Origin of the sequence: Campylobacter sp. MG1 (assembly GCF_026616895.1) — a bacterium.
Classification (GTDB): Bacteria; Campylobacterota; Campylobacteria; order Campylobacterales; family Campylobacteraceae; genus Campylobacter_E.
Genome location: NZ_JANYME010000001.1, coordinates 131,800 through 149,192, shown reverse-complemented (window position 1 = coordinate 149,192; position 17,393 = coordinate 131,800). Strand labels below are relative to the sequence as shown.

21 protein-coding genes are annotated in these 17,393 nt (G+C 26.1%); 19 read left to right on the top strand and 2 right to left on the bottom strand.

The genetic code is table 11. The features are described 5' to 3' along the window. Positions 1–8: 8 nt before the first annotated feature. Entirely contained in the window at positions 9–494 is a 486-nt protein-coding gene (gene fldA, locus NY022_RS00670) for a flavodoxin FldA (RefSeq protein ID WP_267523101.1), read from the bottom strand. Between the two features lie 182 nt (positions 495–676). Between fldA and NY022_RS00665 the strand changes: the two genes are divergently transcribed. From NY022_RS00665 to NY022_RS00620, 10 genes are all read left to right on the top strand, one after another. Further along, on the top strand, positions 677–2,248 hold the full coding sequence (locus tag NY022_RS00665; protein ID WP_267523100.1) for a flavocytochrome c: 1,572 nt from the start codon (positions 677–679) through the stop codon (positions 2,246–2,248). Positions 2,249–2,250: 2 nt separating this feature from the next. After that, positions 2,251–2,652: a cytochrome c3 family protein gene (locus NY022_RS00660; protein WP_239802709.1), complete on the top strand. Its 402-nt coding sequence runs from the start codon at positions 2,251–2,253 to the stop codon at positions 2,650–2,652. A gap of 10 nt (positions 2,653–2,662) precedes the next feature. Continuing rightward, positions 2,663–3,250: a cytochrome c3 family protein gene (locus NY022_RS00655; protein WP_267523099.1), complete on the top strand. Its 588-nt coding sequence runs from the start codon at positions 2,663–2,665 to the stop codon at positions 3,248–3,250. Positions 3,251–3,362: 112 nt separating this feature from the next. Further along, positions 3,363–5,150 carry a translation elongation factor 4 gene (gene lepA / locus NY022_RS00650; protein WP_267523098.1) on the top strand — a complete coding sequence of 596 codons (1,788 nt, stop codon included), beginning with the start codon at positions 3,363–3,365 and terminating at the stop codon, positions 5,148–5,150. A gap of 153 nt (positions 5,151–5,303) precedes the next feature. Next, positions 5,304–5,537, top strand: coding sequence for a hypothetical protein (locus tag NY022_RS00645; RefSeq protein ID WP_267523097.1), 234 nt, complete (start codon positions 5,304–5,306; stop codon positions 5,535–5,537). Then, entirely contained in the window at positions 5,530–6,120 is a 591-nt protein-coding gene (locus NY022_RS00640; protein ID WP_267523096.1) for a Fic/DOC family protein, read from the top strand. The genes NY022_RS00645 and NY022_RS00640 overlap by 8 nt, the downstream gene beginning before the upstream one ends. Positions 6,121–6,410: 290 nt before the next feature. After that, positions 6,411–6,659: a hypothetical protein gene (locus NY022_RS00635; protein ID WP_267523095.1), complete on the top strand. Its 249-nt coding sequence runs from the start codon at positions 6,411–6,413 to the stop codon at positions 6,657–6,659. Further along, positions 6,646–7,275 (top strand): Fic/DOC family protein, encoded by a 630-nt coding sequence (locus NY022_RS00630; RefSeq protein ID WP_267523094.1) that lies wholly within the window; start codon positions 6,646–6,648, stop codon positions 7,273–7,275. The genes NY022_RS00635 and NY022_RS00630 overlap by 14 nt, the downstream gene beginning before the upstream one ends. Further along, positions 7,275–7,478, top strand: coding sequence for a hypothetical protein (locus NY022_RS00625; protein ID WP_267523093.1), 204 nt, complete (start codon positions 7,275–7,277; stop codon positions 7,476–7,478). Before NY022_RS00630 ends, NY022_RS00625 begins: the two co-directional genes overlap by 1 nt. Then, on the top strand, positions 7,468–8,148 hold the full coding sequence (locus NY022_RS00620) for a zeta toxin family protein (protein ID WP_267523092.1): 681 nt from the start codon (positions 7,468–7,470) through the stop codon (positions 8,146–8,148). Before NY022_RS00625 ends, NY022_RS00620 begins: the two co-directional genes overlap by 11 nt. A 37-nt stretch (positions 8,149–8,185) precedes the next feature. Here the strand turns inward: NY022_RS00620 and hemW are convergent, their stop codons facing one another. Then, the gene (gene hemW / locus NY022_RS00615; protein WP_267523091.1) at positions 8,186–9,220 is read right to left on the bottom strand and encodes a radical SAM family heme chaperone HemW; all 1,035 of its coding nucleotides are present in this window, start codon (positions 9,218–9,220) and stop codon (positions 8,186–8,188) included. A 112-nt stretch (positions 9,221–9,332) separates the two neighbouring features. On the opposite strand from hemW, the gene NY022_RS00610 reads away from it, so the two are divergent. Genes NY022_RS00610 through cmoA form a run of 9 tightly spaced genes read left to right on the top strand, consistent with a single transcriptional unit; the run spans position 9,333 to position 17,351 of the window. Continuing rightward, entirely contained in the window at positions 9,333–9,806 is a 474-nt protein-coding gene (locus NY022_RS00610) for an RNA pyrophosphohydrolase (RefSeq protein ID WP_267523236.1), read from the top strand. Next, positions 9,800–11,002, top strand: a complete 1,203-nt coding sequence (locus NY022_RS00605) for an aspartate kinase (RefSeq protein WP_267523090.1) — start codon at positions 9,800–9,802, stop codon at positions 11,000–11,002. The genes NY022_RS00610 and NY022_RS00605 overlap by 7 nt, the downstream gene beginning before the upstream one ends. Beyond that, positions 11,002–11,529 carry a HobA family DNA replication regulator gene (locus NY022_RS00600; protein ID WP_267523089.1) on the top strand — a complete coding sequence of 176 codons (528 nt, stop codon included), beginning with the start codon at positions 11,002–11,004 and terminating at the stop codon, positions 11,527–11,529. Before NY022_RS00605 ends, NY022_RS00600 begins: the two co-directional genes overlap by 1 nt. Then, positions 11,526–12,101 (top strand): DNA polymerase III subunit delta', encoded by a 576-nt coding sequence (locus tag NY022_RS00595; protein ID WP_267523088.1) that lies wholly within the window; start codon positions 11,526–11,528, stop codon positions 12,099–12,101. The genes NY022_RS00600 and NY022_RS00595 overlap by 4 nt, the downstream gene beginning before the upstream one ends. Next, on the top strand, positions 12,088–13,194 hold the full coding sequence (gene folP / locus NY022_RS00590; RefSeq protein ID WP_267523087.1) for a dihydropteroate synthase: 1,107 nt from the start codon (positions 12,088–12,090) through the stop codon (positions 13,192–13,194). The genes NY022_RS00595 and folP overlap by 14 nt, the downstream gene beginning before the upstream one ends. After that, positions 13,191–15,128, top strand: a complete 1,938-nt coding sequence (ligA, locus tag NY022_RS00585; RefSeq protein ID WP_267523086.1) for an NAD-dependent DNA ligase LigA — start codon at positions 13,191–13,193, stop codon at positions 15,126–15,128. Before folP ends, ligA begins: the two co-directional genes overlap by 4 nt. Beyond that, positions 15,118–15,813 carry a TlyA family RNA methyltransferase gene (locus NY022_RS00580; RefSeq protein ID WP_267523085.1) on the top strand — a complete coding sequence of 232 codons (696 nt, stop codon included), beginning with the start codon at positions 15,118–15,120 and terminating at the stop codon, positions 15,811–15,813. Before ligA ends, NY022_RS00580 begins: the two co-directional genes overlap by 11 nt. Next, entirely contained in the window at positions 15,785–16,654 is an 870-nt protein-coding gene (locus tag NY022_RS00575) for a bifunctional riboflavin kinase/FAD synthetase (protein WP_267523084.1), read from the top strand. The genes NY022_RS00580 and NY022_RS00575 overlap by 29 nt, the downstream gene beginning before the upstream one ends. Next, entirely contained in the window at positions 16,644–17,351 is a 708-nt protein-coding gene (gene cmoA / locus NY022_RS00570) for a carboxy-S-adenosyl-L-methionine synthase CmoA (RefSeq protein WP_267523083.1), read from the top strand. The genes NY022_RS00575 and cmoA overlap by 11 nt, the downstream gene beginning before the upstream one ends. Positions 17,352–17,393 lie beyond the last annotated feature (42 nt).

The following is a 17,393-nucleotide window of genomic DNA, read 5'->3' as shown; positions in this document are numbered from 1 at the left end:
TTTTTTGATTAGAAATTAGCTTTAATTTGTTCTACCCAGTTTGCAATTCTTTCGTCTGTTAAATCTTCTTGATTGTCATTATCTAATGCAAGACCAACGAATTTACCATCAACTACAGCTTCTGAATCTTCAAAATCATAACCATCAGTTGATACTTCACCAACTAAATTTGCACCAGCTTCTTTTAATGCTGTAGCTAATTTTCCCATAGCACCACAGAAAGTATCTGAATAGCTTGAACTATCACCCATACCAAATACAGCTACTGTTTTACCACTTAAATTTAAACCACTGAAGTCAAAACTTTCCCAATCGTCTTGTAAATCACCGCTTCCCCAAGTTGAAGTTCCACAAACTAATTTATCAAAACTATTTAGTTTATCAGCATCAACATCAGCGATATTTAATAACTCAGCACCTAAAGCTTCAGCTATTTTTTCTGCTGCACCTTCTGTATTTCCCATAGCACTTCCGAACACTACTGCTACTGACATAATTTTCTCCTTAATTTTGAAATGAACTGTAATTCTACCATTTAGTTTTATTGTTAATCATTAACCAAATATATGAAAGAAAAAAAATACCTAAAAATATTTTAAAAATAACTAATCGTTTTTTTTTTTTTAATATCTTAACTTGAATTATTATTAAACTTATTTTTTAATTAGGAGGTTTTATGAAAACTAAAGATAGAAGAGACTTTTTAAAGTTTTCTGGCTTAGTGTATGGCTCTATTTTAATGCCTAATATTGCTTTATCTAATAGTATAGATATTGATAATATAAAATGGGATGAATATTATGATGCAATAGTAATTGGAAGTGGTTTTGCAGGAAGTGCAGCTATGCTAAGTCTTTTGGATAATGGTATTAAAAATGTTGTTATGATTGATAAAATGCCTTATTTAGGTGGCAACTCGGCTTATTCAGGTGGTTCAATGGCTGTTGCTGGCTCAAAATTACAAGCTAGAGATGGAATAGTTGATGATATTAATCTACACATACAAGATACATTAAAAAGTGGTAAGAATTTAAATGATTTAGAATTAGTAAATATTATGATAAATGATGGAGTAAAAACTCTTGATTGGCTTATAGATAATGGAGTTAATTTTAAGTGGGTTAGCAGAAGTGGTGGTCATAGCGTTCCACGCTCTCATTCAGCAGGTGCAGGTAGTTATATTACAAGACCATTACAAGAACAAATTCTTAATAGAGGCGGTAAGATTTTAACAAGAGTTATAATGGATGATATTTTATATGATAAAAATCATAAAGTTGTTGGAATTAAAGTAAGAGAAAAATATCAATTTAACTTTGAGCGTGGATATGAAGAAAAAAACAATGAAAGTGGAATTACTAAATATTATAGAACCTTTGGTGGTATTATCTTAGCTACTGGTGGTTGGGGAGCTGATTTAAAATTTAGACAAATATTTGACTCTAGTTTAAGAGATGATGTATTAACCACAAATCATTTAGGAGCTACTGGCTACACAGCACAAAAACTAATAAATGATAATGTTAAATTCATAGATATGCAATATATTCAAAGTATGCACGTAACAAGTCAAGATGAAGGCGGTTTTGGATTTGCTTATAGATGGATTACTAGGGCTTATGCTTATGGAATGATGGTAAATCCTAAAACAGGAAAAAGATTTGTAAATGAAATTACGGATAGAAAACAAGGTAGCGATGCAATATTAGCTATGAATGAAAAAGGTTTGAATCCACCTGTTTTAATTATGGATATAAATGGCACTAAAACGGTTGATATAGAAGATTTAAATAGGGGCTTATTGGTTGGTGCTGTAAAACAATTTGAAACAATGGATGAATTAATAGCTCATTATAATATCAATAAAGAGCCTTTCTTAGAGCAGTTAAAAAGATACAATGAATATGTTGAACTTGCTTCAAAAGATAAAAATTATAAAGACCCAGAATTTAATCGCAATTTTTCAGATTACAAAGGAAAGTATATAAAAATAGAACAAGCTCCATTTTTTGCTGCAAGACCTGGACCAAAAGTTCATCATTGTATGGGTGGAGTAAAAACCAATAAAGATTGTGAAGTATATGATAATGATATGCAATTAATTCAAGGTTTGTATGCGTGTGGAGAAATTACTGGCGGAAGACACGGATACAATAGATTGGGTTCTAATGCGGTTTTAGATTGCTTAGTTTATGGAAAAAGAGCTGGAAATACTCTAGCAAAAAATTATAATTTATTAAGGGGTTAGCAATGAGATTTATTAGCATTATATGCTTATTTGCCTGTTTTTTATTTGCAAATGAAAATGTATTAAAGGATTCGTTAGGAAAAGTAAATGTAGATTTTAGTGAAAAAGCCTATGAAGTTAAAGGAATTCATAAAAAATTAAATCTTAAGTGTAATGATTGCCACCTAGAAGCACAAGAGAAAGATTATTCATCAGCTATGCTAAATAGTTGTATAAAATGCCACGGGGATTATTCAAAATTAGCAGAATATACTGCAGGTTACGGACATAATAACAATGTTCATCAAAGCCCACATTATGATAAATTAGACTGCGATAATTGTCATAAAACTCATAAGCCATCTGTTAATATGTGTGCTAGATGCCATAGCCAAGAAATCTTAAAAAATTTAAAAGTAAAATAAAGGAGAATACATGAAAAATAAAATAGCTTTTACTTGTATGATAGTAATCATAACTCTTGTTTTAGTATTCTTAGGAGAAAAAATTGTTCATGTAACAGGCAAATATCCGTTTTGTGGGAGTTGCCATTCTTGGGATGGACCTATAGCAATCACAAATGTTAATGATGATATACACGGGGCTAAAAATCCTAAAGGAGTGGTAGTTAATTGTGCTGATTGTCATTTACCACACGATAATTTGGCAAAATACTTATTGACTAAAGCTAAAAACGGAATAGCAGAAGGCTTTACAACTTTAACAAAAGACCCAACTAAAAAAGATTGGCTAGCAAATAGAGAACACGCTAGAAAAAATTATACTTTTGATAGCTCTTGTCTAAAATGCCACGAAAATGCTTTCGTAAAAGACAATGAAAGCACATTACCAATCCATCTTACTTATCTAAGCTTTAAAGGTAGTGCTGATGAGATGAAATGCACCGATTGTCATAAACATGTAGGGCATAAAGATTTAGCACAAACTTTATATGATTTAAAGGACACAACTCCACATAGTTGGGAAGATTGGGAAAAACAAAGAGCTAATAAAAATAATTAATTTAAATTTAGGATTTAAAATGAAATTTTAGATCCTAAAATTTATAAAATTTTGTATACAATTTATTATTTTTTGTTAATATTAAAAATCACATCAAAATAATGGAACTTTAATGCAAAATATAAGAAATTTTTCAATAATAGCACATATAGACCATGGTAAAAGCACTTTAGCAGATTGTTTAATCACAACTTGCAATGCTATAGAGCAACGCAAAATGAGTAAGCAAGTAATGGATACTATGGATATAGAAAAAGAGCGTGGAATTACTATAAAAGCTCAATCAGTTAGATTAAATTATACTTATAATAAAGAAAATTATATTTTAAATCTTATTGACACCCCAGGTCATGTGGATTTTTCGTATGAAGTTAGTAGAAGTTTAGCAAGTTGCGAAGGGGCATTATTAGTAGTTGATGCTTCACAAGGCGTTCAAGCACAAACAATTGCGAATGTTTATATGGCAATTGAGCATGATTTAGAAATAATTCCTGTAATTAATAAAATTGACCTACCCGCAGCAAATCCTGCAAAAGTAAAGGCTGAAATTGAGCATATAATAGGAATTGATTGTTCTAATGCAATAGAAGTTAGTGCAAAAGCTGGGATAGGAATTGCTGAATTATTACAAGCAATTTGTGAGAGAATTCCTGCACCAAAAAGTAATCAAAATAAGCTAAAAGCATTAATTTATGATAGCTGGTTTGATAGCTATTTAGGGGCTTTAGCTTTAGTTAGAGTAAGGGATGGAGAGATTAATAAAAACGATGAAATATATTTAATGCACGAAGGCGTAAAGCATAATGTATTAGATTTACGCTATCCACACCCACTAAATCCAATGCCAACAAATACAATTAAAGCAGGAGAAGTTGGTATCGTCGTATTAGGATTAAAAGACATAGCACAAATTAGCGTAGGAGATACAATAACCCTAGCAAAAGATAAAGCAACAGAGCCAATTGAAGGTTTTGCTAAAGCAAAAGCCTTTGTATTTGCAGGGATTTATCCGATTGAAACTGATAAATTTGAAGATTTAAGAGATGCTTTAGATAAATTAAAACTAAATGATAGCTCAATCTCATACGAGCCAGAAACTTCACTTGCTTTAGGTTTTGGTTTTAGGGTTGGCTTTTTAGGTTTATTGCATATGGAAGTTATAAAAGAACGCTTAGAGCGTGAGTTTAATTTGGATCTAATAGCAACCGCTCCTAGCGTTACTTATGAAGTTAATTTAACCGATGGAAGCGTATTAAATATCCAAAACCCAAGCGACTTACCACCTATAAATAAAATAGACCACATAAAAGAGCCTTATGTAAAAGCTACTATAATAACTCCTAGCGAGTTTTTAGGGAATTTAATTACTCTTTTAAATAATCGCCGTGCAATACAAACAAAAATGGATTATATAACAGAAAATAGAGTATTGCTTGAATACGATATACCTATGAATGAGATTATTATGGACTTTTATGATAAATTAAAATCACTTACTCGTGGATATGCTAGTTTTGATTATGAATTTTGTGATTATAGAGTGGGAGATTTAGTAAAGCTTGATATAAAAGTGGCAGGAGAAGCGGTTGATGCGTTAAGTATTATCGTGCCAAATCAAAAGGCTTTAAGCAAAGGTAGAGATTTAGTAAAAGCTATGAAAGATATTGTGCCTAGACAATTATTTGAAGTAGCAATTCAAGCAAGTATAGGCAATAAAATCATAGCTCGTGAAAATGTAAAATCAATGGGTAAAAATGTTACTGCTAAATGCTACGGCGGGGATATTACTAGAAAAAGAAAGCTACTTGAAAAGCAAAAAGAAGGTAAAAAGCGTATGAAAGCAATAGGTAAAGTATCTTTACCACAAGAAGCATTTTTAAGTATTTTAAAGATTGATTAAACTTTCTTAAATTATAAATTAAATTATAAATTTAATTTATAATATTTTTCATATTAATAAATTGTTATTTTAACATTTATTATTTTTTATTAAAATATTTATTCTAATAAAAAATGAATTCTTAAATTAAATAGTTTTATAGATGAGGTTTTGATGAATATTAAAGAAGTAAAAAGTTTTAGTAAAAGTATAGAAATTCTTAATAAATATAAACATAAATTAACTAATGAACAATTTGAAAGAATCTTTTCAACTATAAGTTCACATGCAATAGAAAATCAATTTGCAAACGAACAAAATATTTTAGATTTAATTGCACTTGAAACAGAAGAATTAGATGTTGATGAATTAATAAAAATTATTAAAAAAAGGTGTGATTATGAGTGATTATTTTGAAGAACTTATTACAAAAAATAAATTAGGCATAAGTGATTATAAAAAATTTGAAAATGCATCAAAAAATTTAACAATTATAAGAGCACATACTTTAATTAAAAATCCTATTAAAGGAAAATTTGATTATAAACATTTAAAAGCTATTCACAAACATATTTTTCAAGATGTTTTTAGTTGGGCTGGTAAAGATAGATATGAATTAGGCTTATATTCTGCTATGTTTAAGGGCAATAGTATGTTTTGTGCTGGTAAATTTATACCTAGTGAAGCTAATAGAATTTTTAATAATTTAGCTAAAAAAAATTATTTTATGGATATTAAAAATATAGATGACTTTGCTGTTAATTTAGCTGAATTTTTAGGTGATTTAAATGCTTTACATCCATTTAGAGAAGGCAATGGTAGAACTGAAAGAATTTTTGTAAATGAACTTGCAAAAAATGCTGGATTTAAATTAGATTTAGGTCTTATTAGTCAAAAAGATACTATTGATGCTAGTATAAAAGCTATGGATTGTGATTTTTCTTTATATGAAAATTTAATTAAGGCTATGTTAAAGGAAAATATCTATTAGATTGTAAAAAAATAGAAAAATGGCGACATTTATGGAAAAAGAAGTTTTAAATTAAATTTTTATATTAGGTGGTAATGTTAGGAGAATATGAGTTTTATAAAAATAAAAACGTGTAATTTATATAGAAATGATAAAAGATATACGAAAAATAGATTATTAAGATTTAAATTTTGAAAAAGTAATGCAAAAAATTAAATAAATTAAAGCCTTATATAAAGAAATACTAGAATTTAAATATTATATTAAAACACGAAATTTAGAATTTATTGAAAAGTCAAAAAGGAGAAAAAATGAAAAATTATCAAGAATCAAATTCATTAAAAGAGAGCTTAGAAATTTTAAAAAGATATAAAAACGATGTGAGTAAAGAAGCTTATGAAAATATAAAATCTACCATTTGTTCTCACGCAATAGAAGATATTTATGCAGATGAGTTAAGTATTATTGTGATGGTAAAAAAATATAATAAAAATCTAACAACCGATGAAGTTTTAGCCGAATACAAAGAAAAAGGTTATGTTGATTATGAAAGAAAATAAATTAAGTTTTGAAGAACTTGTAACTAAGAATAAATTAGGTATAGAATATATTAAAGAATTTGATAAAGCTTCAAGAATTTATACTCTAGCTAGAGCAGAAGAATTAAAAACAAATCCCATTAAAGGCAATTTTGATTATGAGCATTTAAAAGCTATTCATAAACATATTTTTCAAGATGTATTTAGCTGGGCTGGTCTTGATAGAGATGATTTAGGTTTAAAAAATGAATTTAAAAAATTAGCACCTAATGGAACTTATAGTGAATTTGTCCCTGGAATTTATTTAAAAGATACTGCTAAACAAATATTTGATTTTTTAAAAGAAGATAATTATCTTAAAGATTGTAAAAATATTGATGAATTTGCAAGTGCTTTAAGTGAGGTTTATAGAAATATTGATTATTTACACCCATTTAGAGAAGGTAACGGAAGAACTGAGAGAATATTTTTAAATCAATTAGCGCAAAATGCAGGATATAAACTTGATTTAGGTTTGATTGATAAAGATAAATTAATTCAAGCTTCAGCGATGGCAAATCAATGTAATTTAGTGAAATTAAAAACTATTATTTTAAAAAACCTTAAAAGTTTTAAAGAAAATAATAAGGAAAAGTAATGGCAACAATTATGGAAAAAGATGTTTTATTAGAATATGCAAGTTTTGGGTATTTAATTGATGATGAGACTCTAGATGGAGAGCAAGATTTAATTAAAATGCACGAAATAAAAGAATATTTATATGATACAAATTATGCAGATATAGATTACGAAAGCACCAAAGAACAAATAAAAAAATTAAGGCAAAAATATGAAAATTGATGAAAAAATATTTAATAAGATATGGAAAAAAGAATGTGCCAAATTTAATGCAATATCTACAGATAATCCTAAAGCATTTGTTTTAGGTGGTCAGCCAGGTGCAGGTAAATCAAACTTAATAGAAACCGTAAGAAAAGAATTGAATAAAAATGTTATCGTAATAAATGGAGATGATTATAGAAAATATCATCCAGATTATGCTAATTTACAAGCTATTTATGGCAAAGATTCGCCTAAACACACTGCTACATTTGCAGGAATGATTACTGAAATGATTTTAGATAAAGCTATCAAAAATAAATTAAATATAGTAATTGAAGGAACTTTTAGAACCACTACTACACCAATTAAAACACTACAATTATTTAAAGATAATGGTTATAACACAAATGTATTAATTCAAACTTGCCATAAAGATATTAGTTGGCAATCTTGCCTTGAAAGATATGAAAAAATGTTAGAAACAAATCCAGCTGAAGCTAGATTTACAGATAAGGTCCATCATGATTTAGTGGCTAATTGTTTAGCTAATAATATTAAAGAGGTTTATGATTCTAATTTAGTTGATGATATGAGAATTTATATAAGAATAAATAATTTTAATAAAGAATTAAATATTGATAATAGTCTTAGTTTTAATGTAGATATTTTAAATAGTTACATAAATTAAATTTAAAAAAATATCAAACATAAAAAAATCATATTCTTTAACTTATAAATAATGCTATTTCATCACTTAGTAAATAATTATTATTATAAAATCTATTATTTATTATTTTAATCAAGCCATCATTTTCTAGTATTTTTAATTTATTAATATCTACTAAATTTATATCAACTCCAACGCTACTTCTTAATCCTAAAAAAATTTTTTCAAATTTATTATCATCTAAACTAAGCGTTTCGCATATTCTTTTAGTAGGATTTTTTATATATTCAATTAAATCATTGCTAGCATAAAATCTTTTAAGTTCTGTAGTCCCAACGCTACTAAGTCCTAATCCTATATAATTTTCTTTATTCCAATATGCTTTATTGTGATTACATTCATATTTAATATTTGTAGCAAAATTACTAATTTCATATGCTTTTAAACCAAGATTATTAAGTTCATTATAAAAATAGCAATTTAATTCATCATTTTTTTGTAAAAATTCAGTTTTATTAGCAAATGGCGTATTATTTTCTAATATTAAAGTATAAGCACTTAAGTGATTTATATTTAAATTTTTTATAACACTTAATTCATCATCAAGCATTTTTTTATCATCTAAAAATGTTCCATAGATAATATCAATACTAAAATTTATACCTATTTTTTTTAGCATCATTATTTTCTCTATTGCGATTTTGCTAGTATGAGCTCTATTTAAAAAAAGTAATTTTTTATCATTAAAACTTTGCACTCCTAAGCTTATGCGATTTACACCATAATCTAACATATTCTGTATCCATTCATAAGTTAGCGAATTAGGATTTGCTTCTATGCTTATTTCAGTTTCATTATCTATGTAATTTTTAAATTTATCAAAAATATTTTTATAGTATTTTGCATTAATTAAACTTGGCGTACCTCCACCAAAATATATACTTTTTATGTTATTTTTTAATGGTAAAAAACGCTCTAAATCTAAATTTAATGCTTCAAAATATTTAATTACATTAGATTGATTTGTAACACTTGCAAATGAACAATAAGAACATTTACTAACGCAAAATGGTATATGAATATAAAATCTCATTTAAACTTCTTAATTTTTGATTGTTTTCGTATATAAGTTTATTTTATATAAGTTAAAAATTACCTTTAATTAAATTTTTCTTATTAGTATCCACTAAAAATATTTAGGTTGAATATTGATGGAGAAGAAATTTAGAAAAAATGTTGCGGCGATAGTTTTATCTCAAGATTATCCATTTTCGTGTAAAATTTTAGTAGCTTTGAGAATGGATATTGAGGTTTGGCAATTTCCGCAAGGTGGTATAGACGATGGAGAAACTCCTAAAGAAGCATTATTCAGAGAATTAGAAGAAGAACTAGGAACTAATTGTTTTGAGTTAATAGCTGAGTACCCTGAATGGCTTAGTTATGAGTTTCCAACTGATGCTGTTAAGAAAAAATATAATTTTGATGGACAAATTCAAAAGTATTTTTTAGTTAAAATTAAAGAAAATAATGCTATTAATTTAAACACAGCTGAACCTGAGTTTAAAGAGTGTTTTTTTGTTGATTATAAAGATATAAATTCTTATATAAATCATTTTAAAAAACCAATTTATACAAAGGTTTTAAAATATTTTCAAAAAGAAGGGTTTTTAGGATGTTAGTGGTTCAAAAATATGGTGGTACAAGCGTTGGTAATTTAGAACGTATAGAAAATGTTGCAAATAGAGTTATCAAATCTCGTAAAATTTATAAGGATATGGTTATAGTTGTTTCTGCTATGAGTGGAAGGACAAATCAATTAATAGATAATGCTAATTTTTATTCAAGTTGTCCTAATAAAAAAGAAATGGATATGCTTCTTTCAGTTGGCGAGAGAGAAACAGCAGCACTTTTAGCTATAGCTTTAATATCTAAAGGATATGATGCTGTATCTTTAAGTGGAAAAGAAGCTGGTCTTTTAACTACTGATGATTATACGAATGCTAAAATTATTAGTATTGATACTGATAGAATTAAAAATGAATTAGAAAAAGGAAAAATCGTAGTAATAGCTGGTTTTCAAGGATTTGCAGCGAATGGAAATACTACTACACTTGGCCGTGGTGGCAGTGATTTAAGTGCTGTTGCATTTGCTGGAGCATTAGGTGCTGATTTATGTGAAATTTATACAGATGTTGATGGAGTTTATACTACAGATCCTAGAATTGAGCCTAAAGCTAGAAAATTAGATAAAATTTCTTATGAAGAAATGTTAGAACTTGCTAGTTTAGGAGCTAAAGTTTTACAAAATAGAAGCGTTGAATTAGCAAAAAAATTAAATGTAAAATTAGTTACTAGAAGTAGCTTTAATGAAAATGAAGGAACAATAATTACAAGTGAGGAAAAAATGGAACAAGCATTAGTTAGTGGAATAGCGTTAGATAAAAATCAAGCAAGAATTACTTTAAGACAAGTAGAAGATAAACCTGGCATTGCAGCTAGTATTTTTACAACCTTAGCTAAAAAAGATATAAATGTAGATATGATTATTCAAAATGCAGGATACGATGGAACTACAAATATAGGTTTTACAGTTCCACAAAGTGAGTTGAATAATGCTGAATGTGCTATGAGAGAATTATTAGGTAATAATGCGATTATTACAACTGATAGTGAGATTGTAAAGGTTTCTGTTGTTGGAGTTGGAATGAAAACTCATTCTGGCGTTGCTAGTGCAGCATTTGAAGCGTTAGCAAAGGAAGGAATTAACATAGAAATGATTTCAACTAGTGAGATTAAAATTTCTATGGTAGTTAGTTCAAAATACGCTGAACTTGCCGTAAGAACGCTACATAAAGTTTATAATTTGGATAAATAATGCAAGATTCTTCAAATTTCATAAAAGATTTTATTGATAAACAGGGTTTATTTTATAACTGGCTTGATAGTAGACGGTTTGAAATAGGTCCTTTTTTAATGACTAGGCTTAGTTTTTTATTAGATGGCAAGTCATTTATAGTCATTACTGATGATGAAAGAATATGGTTTGAAGAATATTTTTTAAATTTAGTAAATTCAAAAAGCACCAGACCTTTGGTGCCTTTTTTTAGTTTAAAGGGCTTTAAGCTTGATAATTACGATAAAAATGAAGATTTATTAGATGATTTATTAAACATTGCTTTTCCTGATGGCTATGTATATTTTTATGTTGGAAAAGATAATTCAAAAATGGCTAAACTTGCAAAAAGTAAGGATAATTCTTTATTGTTTATTTTTGATGAAGAATATGATAATTCTTTTTGCATTAAGTCAAATGATGAGCATAAGGATATAAAATTAATAACAATAGCACAATTAATAAATGTATGTATTGATGGTATAATATTTTCTAGGGTTAAAATTTGAATAGCGAAATTATAATTACGCAAGATTATGATTCTTATATTAAAGATTTGTATGAGAATAATAGAATTTGCAAGGTTTATCAAGGTGATGAATTTTTATTAGAAAATGCTAGAGATATTATGCAAAATGCATATTTGATGGAAGAGCATGATAAAATTTTTGTTTTAGCGTACAAAGATTATAGTGTTCAAGCACAAAATTATATGTTAAAATTGTTAGAAGAGCCACCAGTCGGTGTTTATTTTAAAATTTTGGTTTATTCTAAAAATATTTTATTACCTACTATAAAATCTAGATTAATATCTAAAAAATTATATAGTAATAAAATTGATTTAATATTAAATTTAAATTTACATACAATTACTTTAATTGAAATATCTGAACTTAAATTAGATTATTCTCCTAGTGATTTTGTAGTATTATTATTTAAAGAGTGTATTAAACAAAATATTAGATTAAGTACTACCTTGCTTGATGAATTTTATAAATGTTATGAATTGGGTAAATTAAATTTGAATATTAAGGTTATAGCTATTAGATTATTGTTAGGGATAATACGTGAAAGAAGCTGAATTTTTTATTGTAGATAAAGATGATGCAATAAATATTAATGCTACACCATATGCTGAGGATAGATTTTTTAAAAAGACTAACCAGCATTATATTTATATAAAAAACATAAGTGCAGTTGCTGCTAATATTTTAAAACAAGATGCAATTAGTGTTGGTGCTAATGTTTTAAATCATAAGAATGCTATTTTGGGTAATAGTAAAAACGATAGTATTTTAGAGATTAATGATGTAAATATAAAAGATTTATCAGATAAACTTAAATTACAGCAATTTTCATGTAATAGATTAAGTAATTTTTTAGATAGATTAAAAATAAATAAAAAATACCCAAAAATAATGGCTATTATGAATATAAATAATGATAGTTTTTATGAAAATTCTAGAATTAAAATAGATGATTTTTTAACAAAAACTTATGATTTTATAGAAAATGGTGCAAGTATTATTGATATAGGAGCTATGAGTTCAAGACCAAATTCAAAATATTTAGGTGAAAATATAGAATTTGATAGATTAAAACCTATTTTTAAAATTATAAAAGAAAATAACTTATGTGATAAAATAGATTTTAGTCTTGATAGTTTTAGTGAAAAATGTCTTAAAAATGCACTTGATTTAGGCTTTAAATATATAAATGATATTAGCGCAAATACATCTTTATCAAATTTAGCTATTCAATATGATGCAACATATATTTTAATGCATTCTAAAAATAATTATATAGAAAATTATGTTAATTCTAACTGTATTACTTCAAATTATAATAATGATAAATTTGTTATTTTAAATGAAGTTTATAATTTTTTTAAAACAAAATTACAAGAGATTAGTAGCAAGGTAATAATAGATTTTGGTATAGGATTTGGTAAAAATGAATTTGAAAACTTGGTTTTAATAAAATATTTAAATCATTTTAAAACATTAGGCAAAGAAATTTTATTAGCTGCTTCAAATAAAAGATGTTTTGCAAATGAAAGAGAATTATTAAGTTTAATAGCACATGCTAAAAGTGGTGCTGATTACATTAGAGTTCATGATGTTAAAAAACAATCAGAACTTTTAAAATATTTAAAAAAAATGGATGAAATATGAATGAATATTTAGAAAATATCAAATTAGCAAATACTTGGGCAAAAGCATATTATTTAGGTGAAAATTCATTAGCTAGTGATGCTGAATATGATGCACTTATAAAAAAAATAAAAGAATACGAAAAAGAAAACCCAGATAATATAAGTTTAAAATCTCCTACTCAAAGAGTTTTTCCTATAAGTCAAACTTTAATAAATGATGGTTTTAAAAAAGTAGCTCATATAGAAAAAATGTATTCTATGGAAGATGTTTTTAGTGAAGAAGAATTAAAAGCTTGGATAAAAAGAAATAAATTTGAAAATGAAGATTTTTTTATAGAGCCTAAATTTGATGGTGCAAGTTTAAATTTACTTTATGAAAATGGAGAATTAGCACTTGCATTAACTCGTGGTGATGGTGAAGTTGGTGATGATATTACAATAAATGTTATGCAAATTGATAGTATTCCAAAAAAAATAAATTACTATCATAAAATAGAAATTCGTGGAGAAATATTAATTTTAAAAGATGATTTTTTAAAATTAAATGAATTGAAGTTAAAAAATAATGAAAATCCATTTTCTAATCCTAGAAATGCCGCTAGTGGTTCATTGAGATTAAAAGAGCCTAATGAAGTATCAAAACGAAATTTACAGTTTTATCCCCATGGTATAGGTTATAATGAACTAACTTACAAAACACATAGTGAAGCGATGGAATTTGTTAGAAGTTTAGGTTTTAATAAAGATGATTTTTGCAAAGTTGTAAGAGCGAATGATTTACAAACTGAATATGATTTTTTGCAAAAAGAAAGAGATAAAAAACCAATGATGTTAGATGGTTTTGTGTTAAGAGTAAATGACCTAAGTAAATGCACTGATTTTACAAGTAAATTTCCTAAATTTATGGCTGCTTATAAATTTGCAGCTTATGAACAAATTACTAAATTATTGGCGGTTAATTATCAAGTAGGAAGAACTGGGGTAATTACTCCAGTTGGAGTTTTAGAACCTGTAAATATTGATGGAGCTATTGTAAAATCCGTAACTTTACATAATTATGATGAAATTACTAGACTTGAGTTAATGATAAATGATAATGTCAGCATTATAAGAAGTGGTGATGTTATTCCAAAATTAACTAGAGTTTTTAAAGATAGAAGAAATGGAAGTGAAATTTACATTAAAAAACCGAGTGTATGTCCTTCTTGTGGTGAAAATTTATTTTATGAAGATATTATGATTAAATGTGTCAATCTTAATTGTAAGGCAAAAATGTTAAATCAACTTATATATTTTGCTAGTAAAAAGTGTTTAAATATAGATGGGTTGGGTGATAAAATAATTGAACTTTTGTTTAATGAAGGCAAAATTAGTACATTTGAATGTATTTATGAATTGACAGCAGTTGATTTTATAGGACTTGCTGGTTTTGCTGATAAGAAAATTAGTAATATTTTAAATTCTATTGAAAAATCAAAAGAATGTGAATTAAGTAGTTTTATTAATGCGTTAGGAATTGAACATATTGGAGAAGTTGCAGCAAAAAAAATAGCTAATGAATTTGCTTATGAGTGGTATTTAAAAACTGAAGATGAATATCTAAAAATAGATGGATTTGGTGAGCAAATGGCTAAATCAGTAGTAAAATTTAGTGCTATTAATAAAAATTTGATAGAAAAATTTTATAAAATTTTAAATTTAAAAAACACTAATATTAAATCAAGTGATAGTTTGTTAGGTAAAATTTTTGTAATTACTGGTACTTTAAGCAAACCAAGAGATTATTATGAAGAGATAATTATTAAAAATGGTGGCAAAACAAGCTCTAGCGTTAGTAAGAAAACTTCTTATTTATTATGTGGAAGTGATGCTGGTAGTAAATTAAGTAAAGCTAAAGAATTAGGTATTTTAATAATTAATGAAGAGGAATTTCATAAGCTTTATGAGAGCTGATATTTTTGTATCAAATAATCTTAAGATTAGCAGAAATAAAGCCGCAGAAATGTTAAAAAAAGGCTTGATTTTAATTAATGATAAAATAAAAAAACCAAGCGATGATGTAAATATAGATAGTATTTGTAAAGTAATTGATGATATTTATGTAAGTAGAGCAGCTTATAAATTAAAAGGTTTTTTTGATGATTTTAATTTAGATATAAGTAATTTTGATTGTCTTGATGCAGGTTCAAGCACTGGTGGTTTTACTCAAATTTTACTTAGTAAAAATGTAAAAAGTATAACTTGTGTAGATGTTGGCAATAATCAATTACATATTAGCTTAAGAAATATTGACAAAATAAAAATATATGAAAATACTGATATTAGAGAATTTAATGTAGGAACATATGATTTGGTTGTTAGTGATTTAAGTTTTATATCAACTAAAATTATAATGAAAGATTTAATAAGGCTTAGTAAAAATTATATAATAGTTCTTTTTAAACCACAATTTGAAGTAGGTAAAAATGTAAAACGAAATAAAAAAGGCGTAGTAATTGATGAAAAAGCTATAAAAAATGCTTGTTTAGAATATGAAAAAGAAATGGCGAAACTTGGATTAATTTTAGAAAAAAAAACAATTTCAACCTTGAGTGGTAAAGAGGGGAATTATGAATATTTTTACGCTTTTAGAAAATAATTTTATCAAAGCTAGTGAAAATGAATTAAATAGTGTTACTAGTATTGCGATAGGGTGTTTTGATGCTTTGCATTTGGGTCATTTTAAACTCATAGAAAGATTAGATGAAAACGGAGCCTTGCTTGTAGTTTATAAAAAAAATTTTGGTGAAATAACACCACCTTTTTTAAAAGAAAAAATAGCTAAAAGAAAAATTTTTTTTGTTATTTTAGATGAGATTAAAGAAATTGATGCATATACTTTTGCAAATAATTTAAGGCGTTCTTTTATAAGACTTAAATATTTTGTAGCTGGATATGATTTTAGATTTGGAAATAATAGACAAGCACATGCTAATGAATTACAAAATTATAGCGGAATTCCTTGCATTGTAGTTGATGAATTTAGATTAGATGGTCTTAGTATTCATTCAAGTGGTATTAAAAATTATTTAAGAAATGGAGAATTAAATACAGCAATTAAGCTTTTAGGAAGACCTTATGAGATTATAGGAAAACAAATTAAAGGGCAAGGTTTAGGCTCTAAATTTTTTGTTCCAACAATTAATATAGATTATAAAGATTATTTTTTACCAAAGGAAGGTGTATATTTTGCTAAAATATTTTTAGATGATAAAGAATTTTACGGAGCAGTATTTATAGGAAAGCGTTCAACTGATGATAAAATAGCTGTAGAAGTAAATATATTAAATAATTTTTATGATTTTAAATTTCAACAAATTACCATTCGTTTTTTAGAATTTTTTAGAGAAAATAAAAGATTTGATAATTTTAACGAATTAAAAATACAAATTGATGATGATATAAAAAAACTTACATTGAGGGCTAAAAATGAAAGATGAAATTTTTTCACAAAATATTATAAAACAATTTGAATTTGATGATAAAGTTGTTCGTGTTTTTGATGATATGGTAACACGAAGTATTCCTTATTATATACAAAATCAAGAGTTAATTTTTAGTATTTTAAGTAAAGTTTTGCCAGAAAAAGCAAAGATTTTAGACTTAGGATGTTCAACTGCAAATACATTGCTTATGTTATCACAAAGAAATGATTTTCAATTATTTGGGCTTGATAATTCAGTGGAAATGATAAAAAAGGCTACACAAAAAGCGAATGATTTGGGTGTAAAAATAAATTTTATAAATGAAAAAATTGAAAATATTTTAAATTTAGACGGAAAATTTGATGCTATAATTTGCTCTTATACACTTCATTTTATAAGACCTCTTTTAAGACAAGATTTGCTTAATAAAATTTATGAAAAATTAAATGAAAATGGCATTTTTATTTTATGTGAAAAAGTTCTTTATGAAGATAAAATTTTACAAAAAAATATAATAGATATTTATGAAAATTATAAAGAAACTCAAGGATATTCAAGATATGAAATAGCTCAAAAAAGAGCCGCACTTGAAAATGTCTTAATTCCATTTACATATGATGAAAATATTAATATATTGAAAAATGCTGGTTTTGCAAAAATAGATTGTTTTTTTAGATGGATAAATTTTTGTTCTTTAATAGCTTTTAAATAAATATTTGTTTCAAAAAGTTACATAGTTATTAAAATTTATTAA

Excerpts from the sequence above, each read along its gene's own strand:
- NY022_RS00655 (WP_267523099.1), top strand. The coding sequence starts at position 2,663 with ATGAAAAATAAAATAGCTTTTACTTGTATGATAGTAATCATAACTCTT.
- NY022_RS00645 (WP_267523097.1), top strand. The coding sequence starts at position 5,304 with ATGAATATTAAAGAAGTAAAAAGTTTTAGTAAAAGTATAGAAATTCTT.
- NY022_RS00635 (WP_267523095.1), top strand. The coding sequence starts at position 6,411 with ATGAAAAATTATCAAGAATCAAATTCATTAAAAGAGAGCTTAGAAATT.
- NY022_RS00625 (WP_267523093.1), top strand. The coding sequence starts at position 7,275 with ATGGCAACAATTATGGAAAAAGATGTTTTATTAGAATATGCAAGTTTT.
- NY022_RS00600 (WP_267523089.1), top strand. The coding sequence starts at position 11,002 with ATGCAAGATTCTTCAAATTTCATAAAAGATTTTATTGATAAACAGGGT.
- NY022_RS00575 (WP_267523084.1), top strand. The coding sequence starts at position 15,785 with ATGAATATTTTTACGCTTTTAGAAAATAATTTTATCAAAGCTAGTGAA.
- hemW (WP_267523091.1), bottom strand. The coding sequence starts at position 9,220 with ATGAGATTTTATATTCATATACCATTTTGCGTTAGTAAATGTTCTTAT.
- fldA (WP_267523101.1), bottom strand. The coding sequence starts at position 494 with ATGTCAGTAGCAGTAGTGTTCGGAAGTGCTATGGGAAATACAGAAGGT.
- NY022_RS00605 (WP_267523090.1), top strand. The coding sequence starts at position 9,800 with ATGTTAGTGGTTCAAAAATATGGTGGTACAAGCGTTGGTAATTTAGAA.
- ligA (WP_267523086.1), top strand. The coding sequence starts at position 13,191 with ATGAATGAATATTTAGAAAATATCAAATTAGCAAATACTTGGGCAAAA.
- NY022_RS00630 (WP_267523094.1), top strand. The coding sequence starts at position 6,646 with ATGAAAGAAAATAAATTAAGTTTTGAAGAACTTGTAACTAAGAATAAA.
- cmoA (WP_267523083.1), top strand. The coding sequence starts at position 16,644 with ATGAAAGATGAAATTTTTTCACAAAATATTATAAAACAATTTGAATTT.
- NY022_RS00640 (WP_267523096.1), top strand. The coding sequence starts at position 5,530 with ATGAGTGATTATTTTGAAGAACTTATTACAAAAAATAAATTAGGCATA.
- NY022_RS00580 (WP_267523085.1), top strand. The coding sequence starts at position 15,118 with ATGAGAGCTGATATTTTTGTATCAAATAATCTTAAGATTAGCAGAAAT.
- NY022_RS00665 (WP_267523100.1), top strand. The coding sequence starts at position 677 with ATGAAAACTAAAGATAGAAGAGACTTTTTAAAGTTTTCTGGCTTAGTG.
- lepA (WP_267523098.1), top strand. The coding sequence starts at position 3,363 with ATGCAAAATATAAGAAATTTTTCAATAATAGCACATATAGACCATGGT.
- NY022_RS00620 (WP_267523092.1), top strand. The coding sequence starts at position 7,468 with ATGAAAATTGATGAAAAAATATTTAATAAGATATGGAAAAAAGAATGT.
- NY022_RS00660 (WP_239802709.1), top strand. The coding sequence starts at position 2,251 with ATGAGATTTATTAGCATTATATGCTTATTTGCCTGTTTTTTATTTGCA.